This window comes from Shinella yambaruensis, assembly GCF_022899355.1.
Classification (GTDB): domain Bacteria; phylum Pseudomonadota; class Alphaproteobacteria; order Rhizobiales; family Rhizobiaceae; genus Shinella; species Shinella yambaruensis.
In genome coordinates this window covers 1-16735 of the sequence record NZ_JALJCK010000011.1, presented here as the reverse complement: position 1 = coordinate 16735, position 16735 = coordinate 1, and the positions used below count along the sequence as shown (strand labels likewise).

Genomic DNA, 16735 nt, shown 5'->3' with positions numbered 1-16735 from the left:
GGAGTTCGAATGTCAAAACTGGAAGGAAAGATCGCCGTTGTTACCGGTGGCAGCAGCGGTATCGGCCTTGCGACCGCAAAGCGGTTCGTTGCCGAGGGTGCCTATGTGTTCATTACTGGTCGCCGCGCGGCTGAACTGGAGAAGGCAAAGGCTGAGATCGGCGGCAATGTGACTGCGGTTCAGGGCGACATCGCCAATCTTGCCGACATTGACCGTCTTTACGAGACGGTAAAGGCCGAAAAGGGCGCGCTGGACGTGATCGTGGCAAATGCTGCCTTTGTGGAACAGGTCCGATTGCCGGAAGCCACGGCGGAACACTTCGATCGGACATTCGACGTCAACGCACGCGGGACCTTTTTTACGGTGCAGAAGGCGCTTCCGCTGCTGCGCCGGGGTGGCTCCATTGTGCTGGTAGCCTCCGCAAACTGGATGAAGGGTCTGCCGGAATATACGGTCTATTCGGCGACGAAGGCTGCGGTGCGTTCATTCGCGAAAAGCTGGGCGGCCGAGCTCAAGGACCGCGGCATTCGCGTGAATAGCCTGAGCCCTGGACCGATCGACACGCCGATCATCGATGGCATGGCTGGCTCTGCCGAAGCGGGTCGCATTCTGAAGGACCAAATGGGCCAGGCTATGCCGATTGGTCGGATCGGACGTCCCGGAGAAATGGCCGCCGCAGCGCTTTTCCTGGCATCAGACGAAAGCAGCTATTCGACTGGCATCGACTTGCCAGCCGACGGCGGCTTCAGCCAGCTCTAGTCGCGATCGGGGGACGAGATGGTGGTGGAACCCGGCGTTTCGGGAACAACTGCGTCCAATGAGGACCTCGATCGCATCGGCGCGGGAGGCGCCGAAAGGGCAGCGCCGCCGTCAAGGCTGGCGCTGCCCGTTATTCTTCTTGCCGTTTTCGTTATGCCGATCGGTATTTCCGGGACGGCCGTCGCTCTGCCAGGGATCGCGCGGGATTTGGGTACAAATCCTACCCTGCTGCAGGGGGTAGTAAACGGGTTTAACGCTGCCTTTGCCATCTTCATGCTGGTTTGGGGTGTCCTGTCCGACCGGATCGGCTACAAGATCACCTTCGTGATCGGGACAGCCTTGATGGTTGCTGGCTCGGTGATCAGCGCTACAGCGCCGTCGCTTCTGGTGCTCGACGTCGGCCGTGTCATTTGCGGCATCGCTGGAGCAGCAATATTCGCTGGAGGGTCGGCGACGCTTTCCCGCGCATTCCCGCCCGAGGTCAGGGGCCGAAATTTCGCTATCTTCGGCTCGACGCTTGGCCTTGGCGGCACGGTCGGCCCGACACTCGCGGGCTGGCTCATTCCGTTCATCGAATGGCGTGGCGTTTTCCTGCTCTATGGCGCCGTTGCGGCTGTTGCCTTCTGCTTCAGTCGGCATGTTCCTCGGGTGCCGCGCCCGGAAACGCTCCCGGCCAAGGCCGTGGATTTCTCGTTGTTGAAGAACCCGGTTTTCCTCGGCTTCGCTCTCGTTCCTGTAGCCGACGCAATCGGCTTCATGACAATCTTTACCTATTTGCCCGTTGCGTTGAGCGCGCAGCACAACATGGACGCGCCGACGGCGGGTTCACTTCTGCTGTTGATGACGGTGCCCATCTTCATCAGCCCTATGCTGGTCGCCGGGATCATGAGGCGCTTCCCGTCGGTGACCGCGATGACAGTCATCTATGTGTCCTTGGCGGTGTTGCTGATCGGTGACTTCGGCATGTTTCTGTTGGAGCCCTCGATCCCGTTGGCATGGGTGATTGCGCCGATGATTCTCCTTGGCTTCGGCTGGGGCCTTCCCGCCGGTCTGGTTGACGGCGCGGCGATCGGAGCGGTGCCTGTCGAAAGTAGCGGGACGGCAGCTGGTGTGCTGAATTTCCTGCGTCTCGGAAGTGAAGCGGTGGCAATCGGCGCCTACGCCGCCGCAATCCACTGGATCATCGGCGGCGTTGTTGGTGATCCGGCACTGGCTGACCGGATATCGGCCGGCGATGCTGGGAATGGCAATGTTTACGCGGTGGCGTTTCGTAGCGTGCTCTGGGTGCTGATCGCCCTTACGGCTCTGACGGCGATTGCCATTGCTATTTGCCATCGTCGCAGTTCAGTCGTCAGGAGCTGACGGCCATACCCTCGCCGTCTAACGCGATCGAAGGCGCGTTAGACCCTTGAGGCGTTGTGATCGACCATCGGTTGAACGGTTCTTAATGTTTGAGCGCCGGTTAGCGCAATTCTTCTCGGCTGGAGGTATCTCACACCGGCGTGCCATGTCCCCGTTAAGACATGGCACGTCGGCAAGGATTCAACGCTGCTTAGGCGGCCGTGGCGGACTGCAGGCGGTCGAGGACCGGCAGCAACTCAGAGGGGTCCGGCCGCCGTGTGTAGTCGGGATTGACTTCGGTGTACGCGATCACGCCATCGGTGCCGATGACATAGCGGGCTGGCATCGGAAGCACCCACGACGAGTCGTTGTTGATTGCCGGAAGATCGTTGCCGAAGCCCTTGTAGAGTTCGATGAGATCAGCCGGCAGGCTGTATCGGATTCCGAACGCTTCGGCGATCTTGCTGTCCTGGTCGCTAAGGATCGGGAAGCCGAGACCATTGTCTCGCTGGGACTTCCGGCTGTTCGGCGCGGTCTGGGGCGAGATGGCGACAAGTTGCGCGCCCCGGGCTTCGAATTCCGATCGCGTGGCTTCGAGGGCCTTTAGCTCGATGTTGCAGTACGGGCACCAGACGCCGCGATAGAAGCTGACAACCAGCGGTCCGTCCGCCAGGAGGTCGCGGGAACTGACGATATTTCCGTCGGAGTCTGGCAGCTTGAACTCAGGCGCGATGTCGCCTGCCTTGAGTGCGCGGTCGGCTTGGCCGCTCGCAACGAGTTCGTTCGTGGCCCGCTTGATCGTATCGAGCTGCGCCTGGGTGGGTTTGAAGGGAAGCTGTCCGGATTCGAACTTGTTCCGGAAGTCGTCGAGCTGATCCTGCAATTTCATGTGGTTTCTCCATCATTGGGCGTCAATGCCGCTGAAAGAAAAACTAGGCTATTCGTGCGCGAAGCAGTATAAGCCAATTTTGAAGAACATATATCCAGATTTCAAATGAGTGATCGCTGGCAAGAACTGATCGTCTTCGCGCGCGTCGCCGAGAGCGGAAGCTTCTCACGGGCCGCCCGTGAGCTGCAAATGTCACAGCCCTCGGTCTCGCGGATCATCGGCGAACTGGAGGGGCGGCTCGGTGTCAAGCTGCTGCTGAGGACGACGCGCAACCTCTCTTTGACAGATGCTGGCGCCTTGTTCCTCGAACGTGCACGCCAGGTAAAAGCGGACTGGGAGAGCGCGGAGGACGCCGCTCGCGGCGTGGACTCGTTGCGCGGCGTGATCCGATTGGCGCTGCCCATCATGTACGGAACGAGGGCAGTCATCCCGTGCCTGCCCGGATTTCTAAACACCCATCCGGAGTTGCGCGTCGAGATCACCATGTCGGACGAGCGACAGAATCTTGTGACCGATGGAATCGATGTGGCAGTTCGGGTCGGTGAGCTGGACGATTCGACGTTCGGCTCGCGCAGGCTTGCGTCGGTGAGGAAGATGGTTGTGGCTGCGCCAAGCTATCTGGAGCAGCGCGGCGTGCCCAAGACGCCGGCCGATCTCGCCAAACATGAGTGCATCCTCGGTCATGGCGGTTTTGGACGCGAGAACTGGCGATTTCGTCATAATGAGACGGTGACGTCCGTGAATGTGCAAGCGCGCTTTCAAATCAATTCGGCGCCCGGCATCCTGGCCAGCGCGGTTGCTGGCCTTGGTATCGGGATGGTGTCGGACGTCATGGCCGTGAACGAGCTGCGAACGGGCCAGGTTGTGGAGCTGCTGCCCGAATATGAGATGGACGGAGCCAACGTCTACGCCGTGCTCCCTGCAGGACCGCGGCCATCGGCCAAGGTGAAAGCACTGATCGATTTCCTCGGCATGGAGCTTGCGCGGCATGCGCGGGATCGGTCGGAGCGAGCTTGAAGCGGCGCTATTTGCCCCTGCCATATCTTTAGTGCGTTGATTTCCCCTGAGTGGCGACCGTGCGGGATGTGCTGGGCGCCATCACCGACGTATCGTCGGTGATGCGATCCGCCGTAACTTCGCCATGGTCGCCGATACCTGTGCAAACAACTGCCGATCAGCGCGCCGGACCATGTGCTGGTAAGCGGTGTGCTCACCGATGGAGCGCCGATCTCCATCCACTACCGGGGCGGCACGGCGGCGGATCTAGCTGAAGCCATGAGCTTGTCCCTGTGATCATCTGGAGCGCCATTCGTGGATGAATTAGGGAAGGGCTTACTTGACTGTGTAAGGCAAACGCCAATCAGGCCGTTCATTACCACCGAGCGATCAGTTCGGCGAGGTTGCGTAGCGAATCAGTAGCCGCATCGCCGATAGGCCGGTAGCTCTCTTTACTTCAGTTGAACATGAACTTCCTGCGGCTATCCTCCGCAGTGACGATGCGGGCAACTGCCGCAACGACAAGGCATAGAGCCTGATCCAATTATTTGATGGGCTCATGATGATGGGTGTGCTAGTTTGATCCTGCACTGACCTTCCGGCGGGTATGAACACCGGAGACCGGCGCAGCAAGCGGTCGTGCCCGCGGGCATATCTCTGCTGCAAGGCCGTAGCCAACCGGCCATCCAGACGCGCTTCGGTTCCCTCGCGCGTGTCGGCCCTGCCAGCAGGGTGGAGCCTGCTCCTGTCGCAGCCGCTATCGGCCGCATCTTCCCAGGACCCTGCTGCAAAAGCAGGTTTTTTGTCGTGCGTCTCATCGGCGCTGTGGCAACCCTCATCGTCGGCCGTCTCCGGCTCTCGCCGGACTGCGGCAGCAATCTTCCCTTCTTCTTGCCTGCGGCAGCGTTCATTCGCCGCTGCGTCGTCTCCATCAGCTTCGAGCCTGCTGCGGCAATTCTCGCCGCCGCCCTTTGGCGTGCCGTCCTGCGGCAGCCGTCATCGTCCATCCACGTCTCACAGGAAATTCTCCAATGCACCACAACAGCATCTTTTCGAATCTCTCGTCATCCTGCGGCGGAACACCAACGCAGCGCCCGCCATGAAGCGCGGCTTTTTCCGACCCTTGCGTCTCGATCATCCTCGCGCGGCCTTGCCCCCGCGCCACTTCCGCCTGGCCTTCCCGCAGGAAGGAGGACGGACGCCTCATTCGAGGCAACAGGTGATCGAGCGCATCTGGCCCATGGGCCCTTCGGGGCATTCCGTTTCGCGCGGGATGGCATGAACACTAACCGGACGTACCCGCTCGGAAAACAGAGAGAAGACGACAGAGACCCCGCCGCATCGTGCGCCGGGGTGCGAGGACCCTTTTGCCCGGAGAATGGAGCATGGACGATCTGACCTATGAACTGAAGCAATTGTGCCGCCGCAACAGGGACGGCAGTTTTCAGACGCAACACCAGCGAATGCAATCGCTGACCCTGATGGCCCGGCAGTTGAAGGAGATGGGCTTCCGCAACATGCGCGCCACCTCGCTGAAGGAAAAGCATGTCGATGCGCTGCTGGAACGCTGGACGACGGAGAACCTGTCTGCCGGCACAATCAGGAATCGCATGTCGCATCTGCGCTACTGGGCCGGGAAGGTCGGAAAGGCCGGCGTTATCCCTGCCGACAACGCCATGCTCGGCATTCCGCAGCGCCAGTCTGCCGGCAGCGTCAGCGGCGACAACAGGGCGAAGGACCTCGGCGACGGTCATCTCGACCGCGTCACCGATCCCCATGTCCATATGAGCCTTCGCCTGCAGCAGGCATTCGGCCTGCGCCGGGAGGAGTGTATAAAATTCCAGCCAGCCTATGCCGATCGCGGCGGCTATATCGCGCTCAAGGGTTCGTGGACAAAGGGCGGCCGCGAAAGGACGGTTCCGATCACGACGGCCGAGCAGCGCGCCGTGCTCAGCGACGCTCACGCGCTTGCCGGCTCCGGCGCGCTGATCCCGGCGCACAGGAACTATATCGAGCAGCGCCATGTCTATGACGGCCAGTGCAAGGCGGCGGGCCTGAGCAACGTGCACGGGCTGCGCCATGCCTATGCTCAATCCCGCTATGAAGCGCTCACCGGCTGGAAATCGCCCGCCGCAGGCGGCCCTGCCGTCCGCGAGCTGACGCCGGAGCAGCGCGCCGTCGATGCCGAAGCCCGTCAGCAGATCAGCCGGGAACTGGGCCACGAGCGCATCCAGATCACCTCCGTCTATCTCCGACGATAATGCCGCAGAGGATAGGTCTGTCATTCAAGCAAGGAAATGGAGATACAGCACCCATTCAGCCTGGACCAGCAGCGTTTGCACTTGGGGCAGCCGGCACATGCGTAAAGATAACCTGTGTCAGGCGTCGCATACTTATCGTTGGACGACTGGAATGCGCCGTCATATCGGCCGTTCCGGCGCCCGTTGCTGATCCTCAAAAGCGGACATGCTTTTATAGTGGCCCATGTGTCCAATTTAGGTGGTAACTGCTCCCGTCCCGTATCAAGGTGCTTACGTCGGCATGCCGACATTTCAGGCAACTGATTGAGTAGCCGATGTGATCTTCCCACAACTCCCCGAAGGTGGGGTTTGGCGGTTCTTTCGGTCGGTACGGCACGTAGTTTTCAAGCCCTATGCTCGAAACTATCGTTCATGATTCGTTCTATTTAGCGCTTTTCTTCCGAGAATTATTTGTAAAGTGTTGCATTACACATTACATTTCACTATGTTTAGCTAAAGCTTTCGAAGGCGCCACCCATGGCCGATGAGCCCATCCATCCCGGACAGCACGTCCGAACGACATATTTGACGCCCCGCAAGATCAGCGTTACCGACGCTGCGAAACTCATCGGCATCAGCCGTCCTGGCGTATCGAATTTCCTGAACGGGAAAGTGTCGACCACCCCCGATATGGCGGCGCGGATCGAGACGGCATTTGGAATGCCTGCCGCGATACTTCTAGAGATGCAGGCTGCCTTTGACGCGCACGGAACGAAAACGAAGTCGGCGCCAACGAGTGCCAAGGCATATGTGCCCCCGTTCCTGAGCTTCAAGGCCAACGATGTCACCGATTGGGTCGATCACAACATTCCAGCAAGAGCGCGACTATCGGTCTTTCTGAGAACGTTGGTGAATTCCACGGGGATCGGGCTCGAAAAGGTCGATTTCCCCGGCAACGACGATGCCGAGCGCGCCGGCTGGGATGGTTGGACGGAGGCGAAGGATGGAACGCCGTGGATTCCGGCTGGAGCCACGGGTTGGGAGTTCGGCATCAACGAGGACCCGAAGGCCAAAGCCGACGGCGACTTCGCCAAGAGCGTTAAGGCCTACAAGCGAAAAGCTGACCGCGATCAGATCACGTTTGTTTTCGTCGCGCCCCGCAGGTGGCCGGGCAAAGCGAAATGGATCGCGGACATGAAGGCCAAAAAGCAGTGGAAGGATGTCCGTGCCTACGACGCAAGCGATCTTGAGCAATGGATGGAGCAGTCGCTTGCTGGTCAGGCATGGTTTGCCAACGAAACTGAGCGCCCATCGCAAGGTGTCCGGTCGCTGGACAAATGTTGGAGTGATTGGGCCAATGTCGCGAAACCTGCGCTGGATGGCAGTCTGTTTAAAACTGCGATCGATATCGCGCGGGATAAATTCAAGGGCTTCCTTGCCCGGCCTGCGTCGGAGCCGATGGTTATCGCCGGCGACTCCGTGGAAGAGGCGCTGGCCTTTTTGAGTCAGTTGTTTTCCGATCCCGAGCTGACCGAGGGTCGGGATCGCGCGCTAGTGTTCGATCAGGTCGGTGTTTTGCCCAAGCTAGCGCAGGGGTCGAAGCACTTCATTGCGGTCATTCATTCGCGCGACGTAGAGCGCGAGCTGGGACCGTATTCCAATTCACTTCGATCGATCGTGCTTTATCCGCGCAACGCCACGAATTCGGAACCGCACATCATCCTTGAGCCGCTTGGCTACGAGGCATTCCGCGTAGGGCTGGAAGCGATGGGGTATGACCGCGACGACATTACGAAACACGCAAATGCTTCCGGCCGTTCGCTAACGGTCCTTCGGCGTCAGTTGTCCAATGTTGAAGCCGTCCGAACGCCGGAATGGGCTGCGGACAATAAGATCGCGTCTTCGTTGGTGCCGCTTATGCTCGTCGGGGCATGGAATGCCGACAACGAGTCAGACCGGATTGCCCTAAGCCTGCTGGCAGGGGACGTACCTTACGAAGAACTGGAGCGTCGCATTCAGGAACTGCTGGCACTCAACGACGCGCCGGTGTGGTCCATCGGAGGCTATCGCGGGGTCATTTCAAAAATTGATGCGCTGTTTGCGATCGCCAAGGCGATCACCCACGCCGACCTTAAGCGGTACCTCGACTTGGCCAAGGTGGTATTGGGTGAGGACGATCCGGCGCTCGATCTACCTGAAAAAGAGCGTTGGGCGGCGGCGTCGCATGGAAAGCAGCGGGAGTTTTCGGGGGCACTGCGCGAGGGTATTTCGGAGACATTGGTGTTGCTGGCCGTTCATGGCAATCACCTGTTCAAGACGCGCCTCGGCTTCGACGGCGAAGTCGCTGCATCAAGGCTTGTGACGGAGCTGCTGGAGCCGCTTTCGACGCGGAAGATCGAAGCCAACGAGCGCGACCTTCCCGTATATGCGGAAGCTGCCCCTGACACGTTCCTGAAGATTTTTGAGCGTGACCTGAAGACGGAACAGCCGGCGTCGATATCGATCCTCAAGCCGATCGAGGCGGGATTGTTCGGATTCCATAGTTCGCGCGTCGGGCTGCTGTGGGCGTTGGAAGGGTTGGCTTGGAACCCAACAACATTGGCGCGCGCGGTCTTGATCCTTGGCCGACTGGCTTGCGTTGAAATCAACGACAATCATGGGAATAAGCCGATCGCGTCGCTGGCAACAATCTTTCGCGCATGGATGCCCCAGACCGCGGCCGACCACGATCAGCGCCTGAAAGCGCTAATGTCACTGTTGGAGAAGTTTCCGTCGGTTGGTTGGAAGGTTTGCGTCGACCAGTTCGGCCATTACGGCAACAGCGTAGGCGATTACAGCCACAAGCCAAAATGGCGTCCTGACGGCTACGGTTTTGGTGAGCCGTTCAAGTTCATGGGACCCATTCACGCGTTCGTTCGCGAGATGGTCGAGGTGTCGCTTACCCGCCCGACCTATACGGCAGATATGCTGTGCGACCTCGTTGATCGGCTACATGGCCTTGCGGATAAGGATCAGGAGCGTGTCTGGAGGCTCATTGAGGCATGGAAGGGGAGCGCGTCCGATCCGGACATTGCGAAGGTGCGCGAAAAAATCCGGGTCACGGTCTTGTCCCACCGTGGTCGCAGGAGAGCCAAGGATAAAGATTTCGCGACACTGACCAAGACGGCAAAGGCTGTCTATGCAGCGATGGAGCCGACCGACCTTGCCAACAAACATGAATGGCTTTTCCGCCAGTCATGGGTCGAGGAATTTGCCGATGAACTGGATGATGATGAGCTGGATTTTCGCAAGCGCGAGGAGCGTGTCGAACAACTGCGTGTAGCCGCCTTGAAGGAGGTTTTCACCGAGCAGGGTATGGATGGTATATTCGCGCTTGCGGAACAGGGGAAGGCGCAAAGTCAGATCGGGTGGCATCTGATCCGCAGCGTCCTCGGCAGCGACGAGAAGACCAAGTTGATTGTGGAGGCGCTTCAGCCGGGATCAAACGACTTATCGGCCGAGAGGAAGAACCTGATTTTCGGCGCGTTGCGCGCCATGACGGTCGAAGACCGGGCTGCCTTTTTCGCGACGGTCAGGTCATTGCTATCGGAGGGCGACATGCTCAGGCTCTTGCTGCTGTCACCTTTCAATTCGGGAACGTGGGCAATTGTCGATGCGCTTTCCGAGGCCGGACGCCAGGGCTACTGGCAGGACGTAAACCCGGAATGGATCTTCGAGCCTGAGGGGGAGAACAACGAAGCCGTTGAGCGTATGCTGAAGGTGGAAAGGCCACGCGCTGCTTTTGCCGCCGTGCACTTCAAGCTTGAGGCGATCAGCCCGAATCTCCTGTATCGGATGCTCTCTGGCATAGCCAAGGACGGCAAGGACAAGTCGGGCGAGTATCAGTTGCAAGAATACGACATCAAGACCGCGTTCTCACTGCTGGATCGCAATGCCGACGTCACGCTCGAGGAAAAGGCAGGGCTGGAGTTCGCGTATATCGAGGTCTTGTCCCGCGCCTTTGGCAACGAAACACAGCACATCCCGAACCTTGAGCGTTACATTGAAACACACCCGGAGATGTATGTGCAGGCGCTTGTCTGGGCGTACCGCCGGAACGACGGTCAGGAAGACCCGGAGAAATTCCGCACGCCCGAGGGACGAAAAGACTTGGCGACGCGTGGGTATCGCCTACTTGAAGGCATCGAGCGGATACCGGGACACGACAAAAAGGGTGTGCTTAAAAAGGAGAACCTCGCAAAGTGGGTAAGCGAGGTGCGCAAACTTGCGGCTGAACTAGACCGGATGGCGGTGTGTGACATCTGCCTTGGCAAGCTGTTTTCAAGTGCTCCCGCCGACGCTGACGGGAACTGGCCGTGCGAGCCTGTTCGCGATGTTATGGAAGAACTGCAGTCCGAGGAAATTTCGCGCGGAGCGCACACCGGCCTTTACAATGCACGCGGCGTTCACTGGCGCGGTGAAGGCGGCGGTCAGGAACGCGAGCTGGCGGATAAGTACCGCAAATGGGCCGAGGCAATCCAGTTCAGCCATCCGTTCGTGTCGTCGACATTGTTGATGGGGATGGTGAACACCTACCAGCACGAAGCCGACCGGGAAGACAATGAAGCGGGTATCCGTCGACGCCTCCGTCACTAACCTAATATGCCAGTTGACGGTACCAGAAATCGTCCTCAATTGGGCGGACATGAGGGCCGAAAAGGGCCACTTCCGATCTTACATTTCATAAGCGATATGTCCGCTTCTGGCTAAATCTGCCCAATAGCGGAAGGTCTGGCACCGGCCCCCATCCTGGAAACCTAGAACCTGCTCGTTCTTCCAATGGCCAATGGTGGCCTAAGGAGAACCACAATGGGTATACCTCGGGGTCGACATAGAAGATGCGCTGGAACTGGCAGAGCATACAGAGATCTGAGAATGTGCGGCCTCGCGCCGAGCGGGGCCGCGCCTCGACAGAGAGCAGCTAAGCGCCTGCTAATCGGCCGTCGCTCCTGTGACGGTGTCTTCTCAAAAGAAGACTGATCAAGATATCCTTCAACAGCACGAATTTTGCCGTTTACTACAAGGAGACAGGCCGCAAGTTTCCTACGAAGGAGGGCTACATTTGGACAGGAACCGTCCATTCTCGCCACCCGCGCTCTGTCTTGCTGACGGATTAGCGGCTTCGATACAGCGCTGTGTGTCGTTGTTGATTGCTCAAACGCTAATGTCGGTTCGATTTCATAAACCGGATTCCCGGCGCGGGCATTGGCTAATCCGATCGAGACCAGTGCCGTAGAACTGCAATGTCCGCGTCCAGCCAAAGCGACCCATTGTAGCGCACGCGAACATCGGATGTCCGCTTGTTGCCTTCCGTACGCGCGGATCTTTCGCCAATTACCGTCCAGACCGGCTCGACTTCGTTCCGGCGTGCCATAGCGAGCAACGCGGCGCGACGCACCAGAATATAGCTATGACGGTCATCTCTGCCGCTGACGATAATCGGCAGTCCTTGGCTGTCCGCGTAAACACCGACATTTTCGATGTCAGGACGCAACCCCAGCGCCGTGATCAGCCAGGGGATCGGCACCTGCCGGGAAAAGCCGTTGCCTAGACTTTCGTCAAGATGGCTTTCCCATTGGTAACCGATGGTCGGCTTGATTACCCCGTAGCTGCGATCTGTGTTGCGGCCTCGGGCATCAAGTGTCGACCAAGGGTCGCTTCGCCACGTGGCTCGCCGGCCAAGCTCGCCAATGTATGGGCCATCGGTGACGTTGCCAGGCAGCCATTCGTGAAAATCATCCCGGTGCTTTTCGGTCTCCTCAACGAACCGCTCCCGCGTCCTTGGCGGCATCAACAACATGGCAATGAAGTGAAAATCGCTTTGCTCCCAGGAAACATCCCAAGATCCCTTGCGACGCGGAGCTTCGACATCGTGCGAGGCGTAGCGATAGAGCGTAAGCCAATCGCCGCTACCTAGATCCGCTCCCAACGCCAACGCGAGCCTTTGCGGTGCAAGTTCGGGGTCGAGAACCCAAGCCTCGCGTTCGCCGGCTGCGAGGTCGGGACAACGCAATAGGGGCACATCCGGCATCCCTGCTGCCGGCCGCATCTCGTTATCACCGGGCAGGACAGACGGCTCGATGTCGCGGATGAACTCAACGTCAAGGGGATCAGAGTAGGTCTTGGCGAGCGAACCCCAGTCGGGTTTCAGCCAATTATTGTCTGCGAGTCGAGCTAGCAACTCCATCATCGCGATGCGCTGATACTTCTTGCCGATCCGCTCAACCCGTCCGCGATCACCCTGTCCCTCGCCACTGGTATGATCGCGCGGGAAAATTGCTTCTGTCCAACCCAGGGCGATTGCGCGATTGGCCACCCAGAGCTTTGCGCGATGCGCATCAACTTGCTTTCCCAAACCCTTACCGGGCATGATCCAGGCATGGTCCGTTTCGTTTGCCGCCCAACGTTTGGCGTCGGACGCGTAACGCCGTGCCTGTGTAGCCGTGAGCAACGCTAGCAATGTCTCCTCGGCGACTTCTATGCGTTTGCGATCTGACGCTGGAACAGTCATCTTGAACGTGTCGGCGTCGAACGAGATACGCTTGAGGCGATGCGCATCGCGCAGTGCCTCGAACGCCTTGGCAATATCGGGGCGGCCCCGCGATACATCTTCAAGAAATGCTTGGCCAGTCTCCGCAGATGTCAACGGGCGAGGGCCCTTTAGCGGCGCGGCCGCGAAGCGTTCGACTCGATATTGGAGCGTATATCTGCCGAAATCGGCCAGCCCCTTATAACAGGATCGCAGGATTGAGTCGGCTCCGACGCGTTTTGCGCGCGCCTCTACTTTGGCCTCAGTTAAATTGAACGCCGGTGCCTTGGTACCATATGGGGGGCGGCAGCGAACAAGATCGATGGATGGATCGAGGCCGCCGGCACTCGCCGATAGCTCGATGACACCGCGCGCATAGTCGCGCGTCAGGATATGTACCGGGGGTTGGCCGCAGCCAAAGGCATGACGCCAAGCGGTTATCGCATACCCGGCAAGGCGCGCCGGGTCGGGAGTGCGCAGACTTGCGCCGTAGAGCGCGCCGAACAACCGCTCGACAACATAGGGATCGTCGCAAGTTGCGAAGCGAATGAACAGCGGCTCGATTAGCGCCGGGCGCTCAAGGAAGATGTGAATCATCGCCTTGCTTGCGGTATCGCGCACGTTCGCACTGCTTGAGGTGCAGGCCCAAGCCAGCAAGACCAATGCCAAGCCGAGAGTTCCGTCCTCGGCGCGACCGATGCCAAGGTTGAGGCACCAGTTAATCAGGCGCGTTAGCGGATGGCCGGCATCGTTATGCGCGGTATTGATCCGCCGAGTCCAGAAAGCATCCCTGTGAGGAAGCTTGCGGCACGCAAGATTGCGATCAAGGAGTTCCGCATTCCATGGGTGATTCTCGACCACTGCCAACTCGATGAGCAACGCGATGATGTTCTCGTCATGGCAATCGAGCCGATTGAGCAGTTCCAGCGTCCGATCACTGAACGCTCCCACGGTGCGCCAGCGTATGCTGTCAATATAGGCGTCCTGGACCGGCCATTGATCCCACCATGCATCGGCGCCACCGGGTAGCAGGTCGACTAGTTCGACTTGATAGCGATCGGCGAAATGCAGAAACAGCGCATAGAATAGCCCTCGCCACTCCCATTGCACGCCATGCTTGCCAAGAACGAATGAGAGGCTTCCACCCGCGTCGAACAGACCCGCGGGATCAGCCACATGCTGCAGAAGTGCATTCGCGACGAGATGATCCTGGAAGCGTTGGAATGAGATTCGCAGAACATCGTCCTGATCGGACAGAGGATCTGCGGGATCGTGCGCCGGATTGGGATCGTATCGCAGCAGACCACGGAATCGCAGCAACTCCAGCCACGTCTTGCTTGGCGGGGGTGCGAATCCCTGAAAAACCGCTTCAACTAGGGTATGGGCTCGCCCGCGCGTGATGTAGTCCCGTTGGTCCGACGCCATTGCGCCGGCCAGGGCAAGCAGCGCACGTCTTACTGGCCCGACCAGCGTATCGGCGCCGTCATAGCTTGTGCCGAGATGACGCCCGGTGGAATCGAGCAAAAAGTTGAGGACCTCGCTGGTCCCCCGCATACCACGTGGGAAGGTAGTGCGGCCATCTCGTTCGATCGCGAGGCACGCCGTACGGAGGAACAACGGGTTTGAAAATTCAGGGTTGAGCCAGGGCGTAGCCGGACGCACTATTCCGCGCCTGTCCATGTACACCCTTGCTGCCGCCTCGATCTCCTCTGGCGTCTCGAAGCCGGTGACTTCGGCGCGTGTCGCGATCGCATTGACCGCTGGTGTCACGAGATGGTCGACGTATTCTCGTCGGCACGAAACGCACAGGGCAAGACGGGGATAGGCGAGGATACGTTGCGCCAAACCCTGTAGGGCGCTGCGCCACAACTGTACGCCGGCACCTTCGTTGACGGCGTCGATCGCGATCAGGGCACGCTTCCCGAGGGCTTCGGCGCGCGCGTTTAGCGCGCCGAGGAACTGATCGAATTTGCTCCCGCCAAGCTCGAAGTGCGCGATCATCTGGTTCTCGATCGTGCCGTGCAGGGTGAAATCAGTGCCGAGCAAGAACAAGGCAGGTGCGTTTTCGCCAAGTGCACGCTCCACCTGAGAAGCGATAAGGTGCGATTTTCCGGACCCGGCGCGGCCATCGAGCAGCGCGAAGCGGCACTGGTCGCTTAGACTGCCGGGTGAATCGACGGCCTCGAGAAATTGCCCCAGTGACGACTGCAGCTTGCGCAGGGCCTCTATAAAATAGTCGACGCTGGGCCACTCGCGATCCTCGTCAACCATGTGCGGGCCGCTTGTTGACGGCCGCTTGGCTTTTGCTGCGCGAGCGATTTCGTTAACAGCTTGAATCACTTCAAAGACGCGCTTACGCAGATCGACCGCTTGGTCCCTCCAATTCGTGTAGTCGAAGGCGCTATCGGTATTTAGCTCCAGAATAGCCGTCGCTTCATCAAACTTCCGGATTTTCTCAGCGATTGTGGTTAGCTTCTGCTTTTCGGCATCGAGCAGGCTCTCAGGCGTAGCGCCAAGCCGACCGTTCTCGAGCACGTCCTCGCGCGCACGCCGAAGCATAGTACGGAACGGCAAATTGCGGAGCAGTCCGTCGAATACCTGCGAGGTAGAGACATCGACATGATCCTCTGGATGATAACGTTCTTCGAGCGCTGCCACGGTACGCTGGCACTGCCGTGCAAGCCATTCTGGCGAAAGCTCAATCCCGCCGAACCAATAGGCTGTCAGCCCGGTCGTCTCAACACGGGTAAGCATCTCCTCCAGATCAGGCGCCGTCCAAGGCACGAAGGCGACGTTCCGTCCGAGCGCTTTTGCCGATGCCTCCCATCTTGCCTTATGCTGATCCCACGCGTCCCAGCCATTTGCCTGCGGCTGGCCCTTTTTGGTCACCCGCTGCGTGCGGCCGGTAAGCGCGCAGGCAATCGCGATGATCATCGTGGTCAGCCTGGGATGGGTGGCGAGAGCAGTAGCAACCGAATTGTCAATCGCACTCCAATCGACATCACCCGATTTAGTATAGAATTTTGCCTGATATCCGTGTTCATCCCCGGTCGTAAGAATCCATACCGCCTCGACCCCGCCATCCCCGCCGGCGCCGTGGATACGCCGAAACTCGGCGTATCCGGGTGGCGGAACGCGCCGCGCGACCTGACACACCAGCTCCTCGAAGGTGTCGCGTTGCCCAGCAACGCCTGATATAATTTTAGTGAAGTCCAGCATCTGTCCGCACCTGTGCAGTCAAGTACTCGGTACCGCACGTGCGGGTGGCCGGTAAAGGGAAATAACCTCAACCGCCGGACGTCGTGAGAGCGCACACTGCCGGTCCTTGGATTGCGCGCCAGAAGCACGAGTTCGCACCAGATGAAGATGGGCAGTTCCCCGCGTGATGCCAACTCAAAGCTGCCCGTCAGCTAGCGGCCCCCTTTTGTCGTTCAATGGGACACCTCTTCCGACTCCGGATCGTGCAAGAGGCCAGCTGTTGCGGCATCCAATCGGCCGAGAACCGCGGCGTTTGCGCCGGTGGCAGCCCTTGCATGCCTTGCCCGGATGGCTGCTCGTTGGCGTCCCGCCGCTGAATCACTGCGGCAGATCAAGCCACGGCGCTGGACCATGATGAGCCGGTTTCTTCCGGAGCCGCTGCACAAACGGCAAAAGCAGAAAGGCGGAAAAGGCCGAAGGGAACGGAATGAAGGGAAATGGCCCTATTCGGAAAGGGCGGAAGGGAAAGCGGTAATCGCCGGCGACGAAGAATATTTCTTCAGCCGGCTATCTCCACCTGGCCCTGGTTTTTCGGCCATTCTGGCATGTGTAGATTGTGGGTAGGGCTGCCCCAGAGAGGAGATTACTAAGTAAAATCAAATGTGACTGGTTGCGGGGGCAGGATTTGAACCTGCGGCCTTCAGGTTATGAGCCTGACGAGCTACCGGGCTGCTCCACCCCGCG

7 protein-coding genes and 1 tRNA gene are annotated in these 16735 nt (G+C 59.3%); 5 read left to right on the top strand and 3 right to left on the bottom strand.

What is annotated here, in order from left to right; all coding sequences use genetic code 11:
• The first annotated feature begins 9 nt into the window (after positions 1-9).
• Together MUU56_RS23470 and MUU56_RS23465 are read left to right on the top strand one after the other, a co-directional pair.
• Positions 10-759, top strand: coding sequence for an SDR family NAD(P)-dependent oxidoreductase (locus MUU56_RS23470; protein ID WP_244769691.1), 750 nt, complete (start codon positions 10-12; stop codon positions 757-759).
• Between the two features lie 18 nt (positions 760-777).
• Positions 778-2121: an MFS transporter gene (locus MUU56_RS23465; protein ID WP_244769690.1), complete on the top strand. Its 1344-nt coding sequence runs from the start codon at positions 778-780 to the stop codon at positions 2119-2121.
• A 190-nt stretch (positions 2122-2311) separates the two neighbouring features.
• Here MUU56_RS23465 and MUU56_RS23460 read toward each other — a convergent pair whose 3' ends face one another.
• Positions 2312-2989 carry a peroxiredoxin-like family protein gene (locus tag MUU56_RS23460; RefSeq protein ID WP_244769689.1) on the bottom strand — a complete coding sequence of 226 codons (678 nt, stop codon included), beginning with the start codon at positions 2987-2989 and terminating at the stop codon, positions 2312-2314.
• A gap of 105 nt (positions 2990-3094) precedes the next feature.
• Here MUU56_RS23460 and MUU56_RS23455 point away from each other — a divergent pair, with 105 nt between their 5' ends.
• The 3 genes from MUU56_RS23455 to MUU56_RS23445 all read left to right on the top strand — a co-directional run bounded on the left by MUU56_RS23455 (position 3095) and on the right by MUU56_RS23445 (position 10860).
• Positions 3095-4006, top strand: coding sequence for a LysR family transcriptional regulator (locus tag MUU56_RS23455; protein WP_244769688.1), 912 nt, complete (start codon positions 3095-3097; stop codon positions 4004-4006).
• Between the two features lie 1364 nt (positions 4007-5370).
• A complete protein-coding gene (locus tag MUU56_RS23450; protein WP_244769687.1) occupies positions 5371-6246 on the top strand; it encodes a phage integrase N-terminal domain-containing protein in 876 nt (291 codons plus the stop codon).
• Between the two features lie 516 nt (positions 6247-6762).
• Positions 6763-10860, top strand: coding sequence for a HigA family addiction module antitoxin (locus tag MUU56_RS23445; protein WP_244769686.1), 4098 nt, complete (start codon positions 6763-6765; stop codon positions 10858-10860).
• 613 nt (positions 10861-11473) lie between these two features.
• Here the strand turns inward: MUU56_RS23445 and MUU56_RS23440 are convergent.
• Entirely contained in the window at positions 11474-16012 is a 4539-nt protein-coding gene (locus MUU56_RS23440; protein WP_244769685.1) for an NACHT domain-containing protein, read from the bottom strand.
• 646 nt (positions 16013-16658) lie between these two features.
• Positions 16659-16735, bottom strand: a tRNA-Met gene (locus MUU56_RS23435).

Excerpts from the sequence above, each read along its gene's own strand:
- MUU56_RS23470 (WP_244769691.1), top strand. The coding sequence starts at position 10 with ATGTCAAAACTGGAAGGAAAGATCGCCGTTGTTACCGGTGGCAGCAGC.
- MUU56_RS23465 (WP_244769690.1), top strand. The coding sequence starts at position 778 with ATGGTGGTGGAACCCGGCGTTTCGGGAACAACTGCGTCCAATGAGGAC.
- MUU56_RS23460 (WP_244769689.1), bottom strand. The coding sequence starts at position 2,989 with ATGAAATTGCAGGATCAGCTCGACGACTTCCGGAACAAGTTCGAATCC.
- MUU56_RS23455 (WP_244769688.1), top strand. The coding sequence starts at position 3,095 with ATGAGTGATCGCTGGCAAGAACTGATCGTCTTCGCGCGCGTCGCCGAG.
- MUU56_RS23450 (WP_244769687.1), top strand. The coding sequence starts at position 5,371 with ATGGACGATCTGACCTATGAACTGAAGCAATTGTGCCGCCGCAACAGG.
- MUU56_RS23445 (WP_244769686.1), top strand. The coding sequence starts at position 6,763 with ATGGCCGATGAGCCCATCCATCCCGGACAGCACGTCCGAACGACATAT.
- MUU56_RS23440 (WP_244769685.1), bottom strand. The coding sequence starts at position 16,012 with ATGCTGGACTTCACTAAAATTATATCAGGCGTTGCTGGGCAACGCGAC.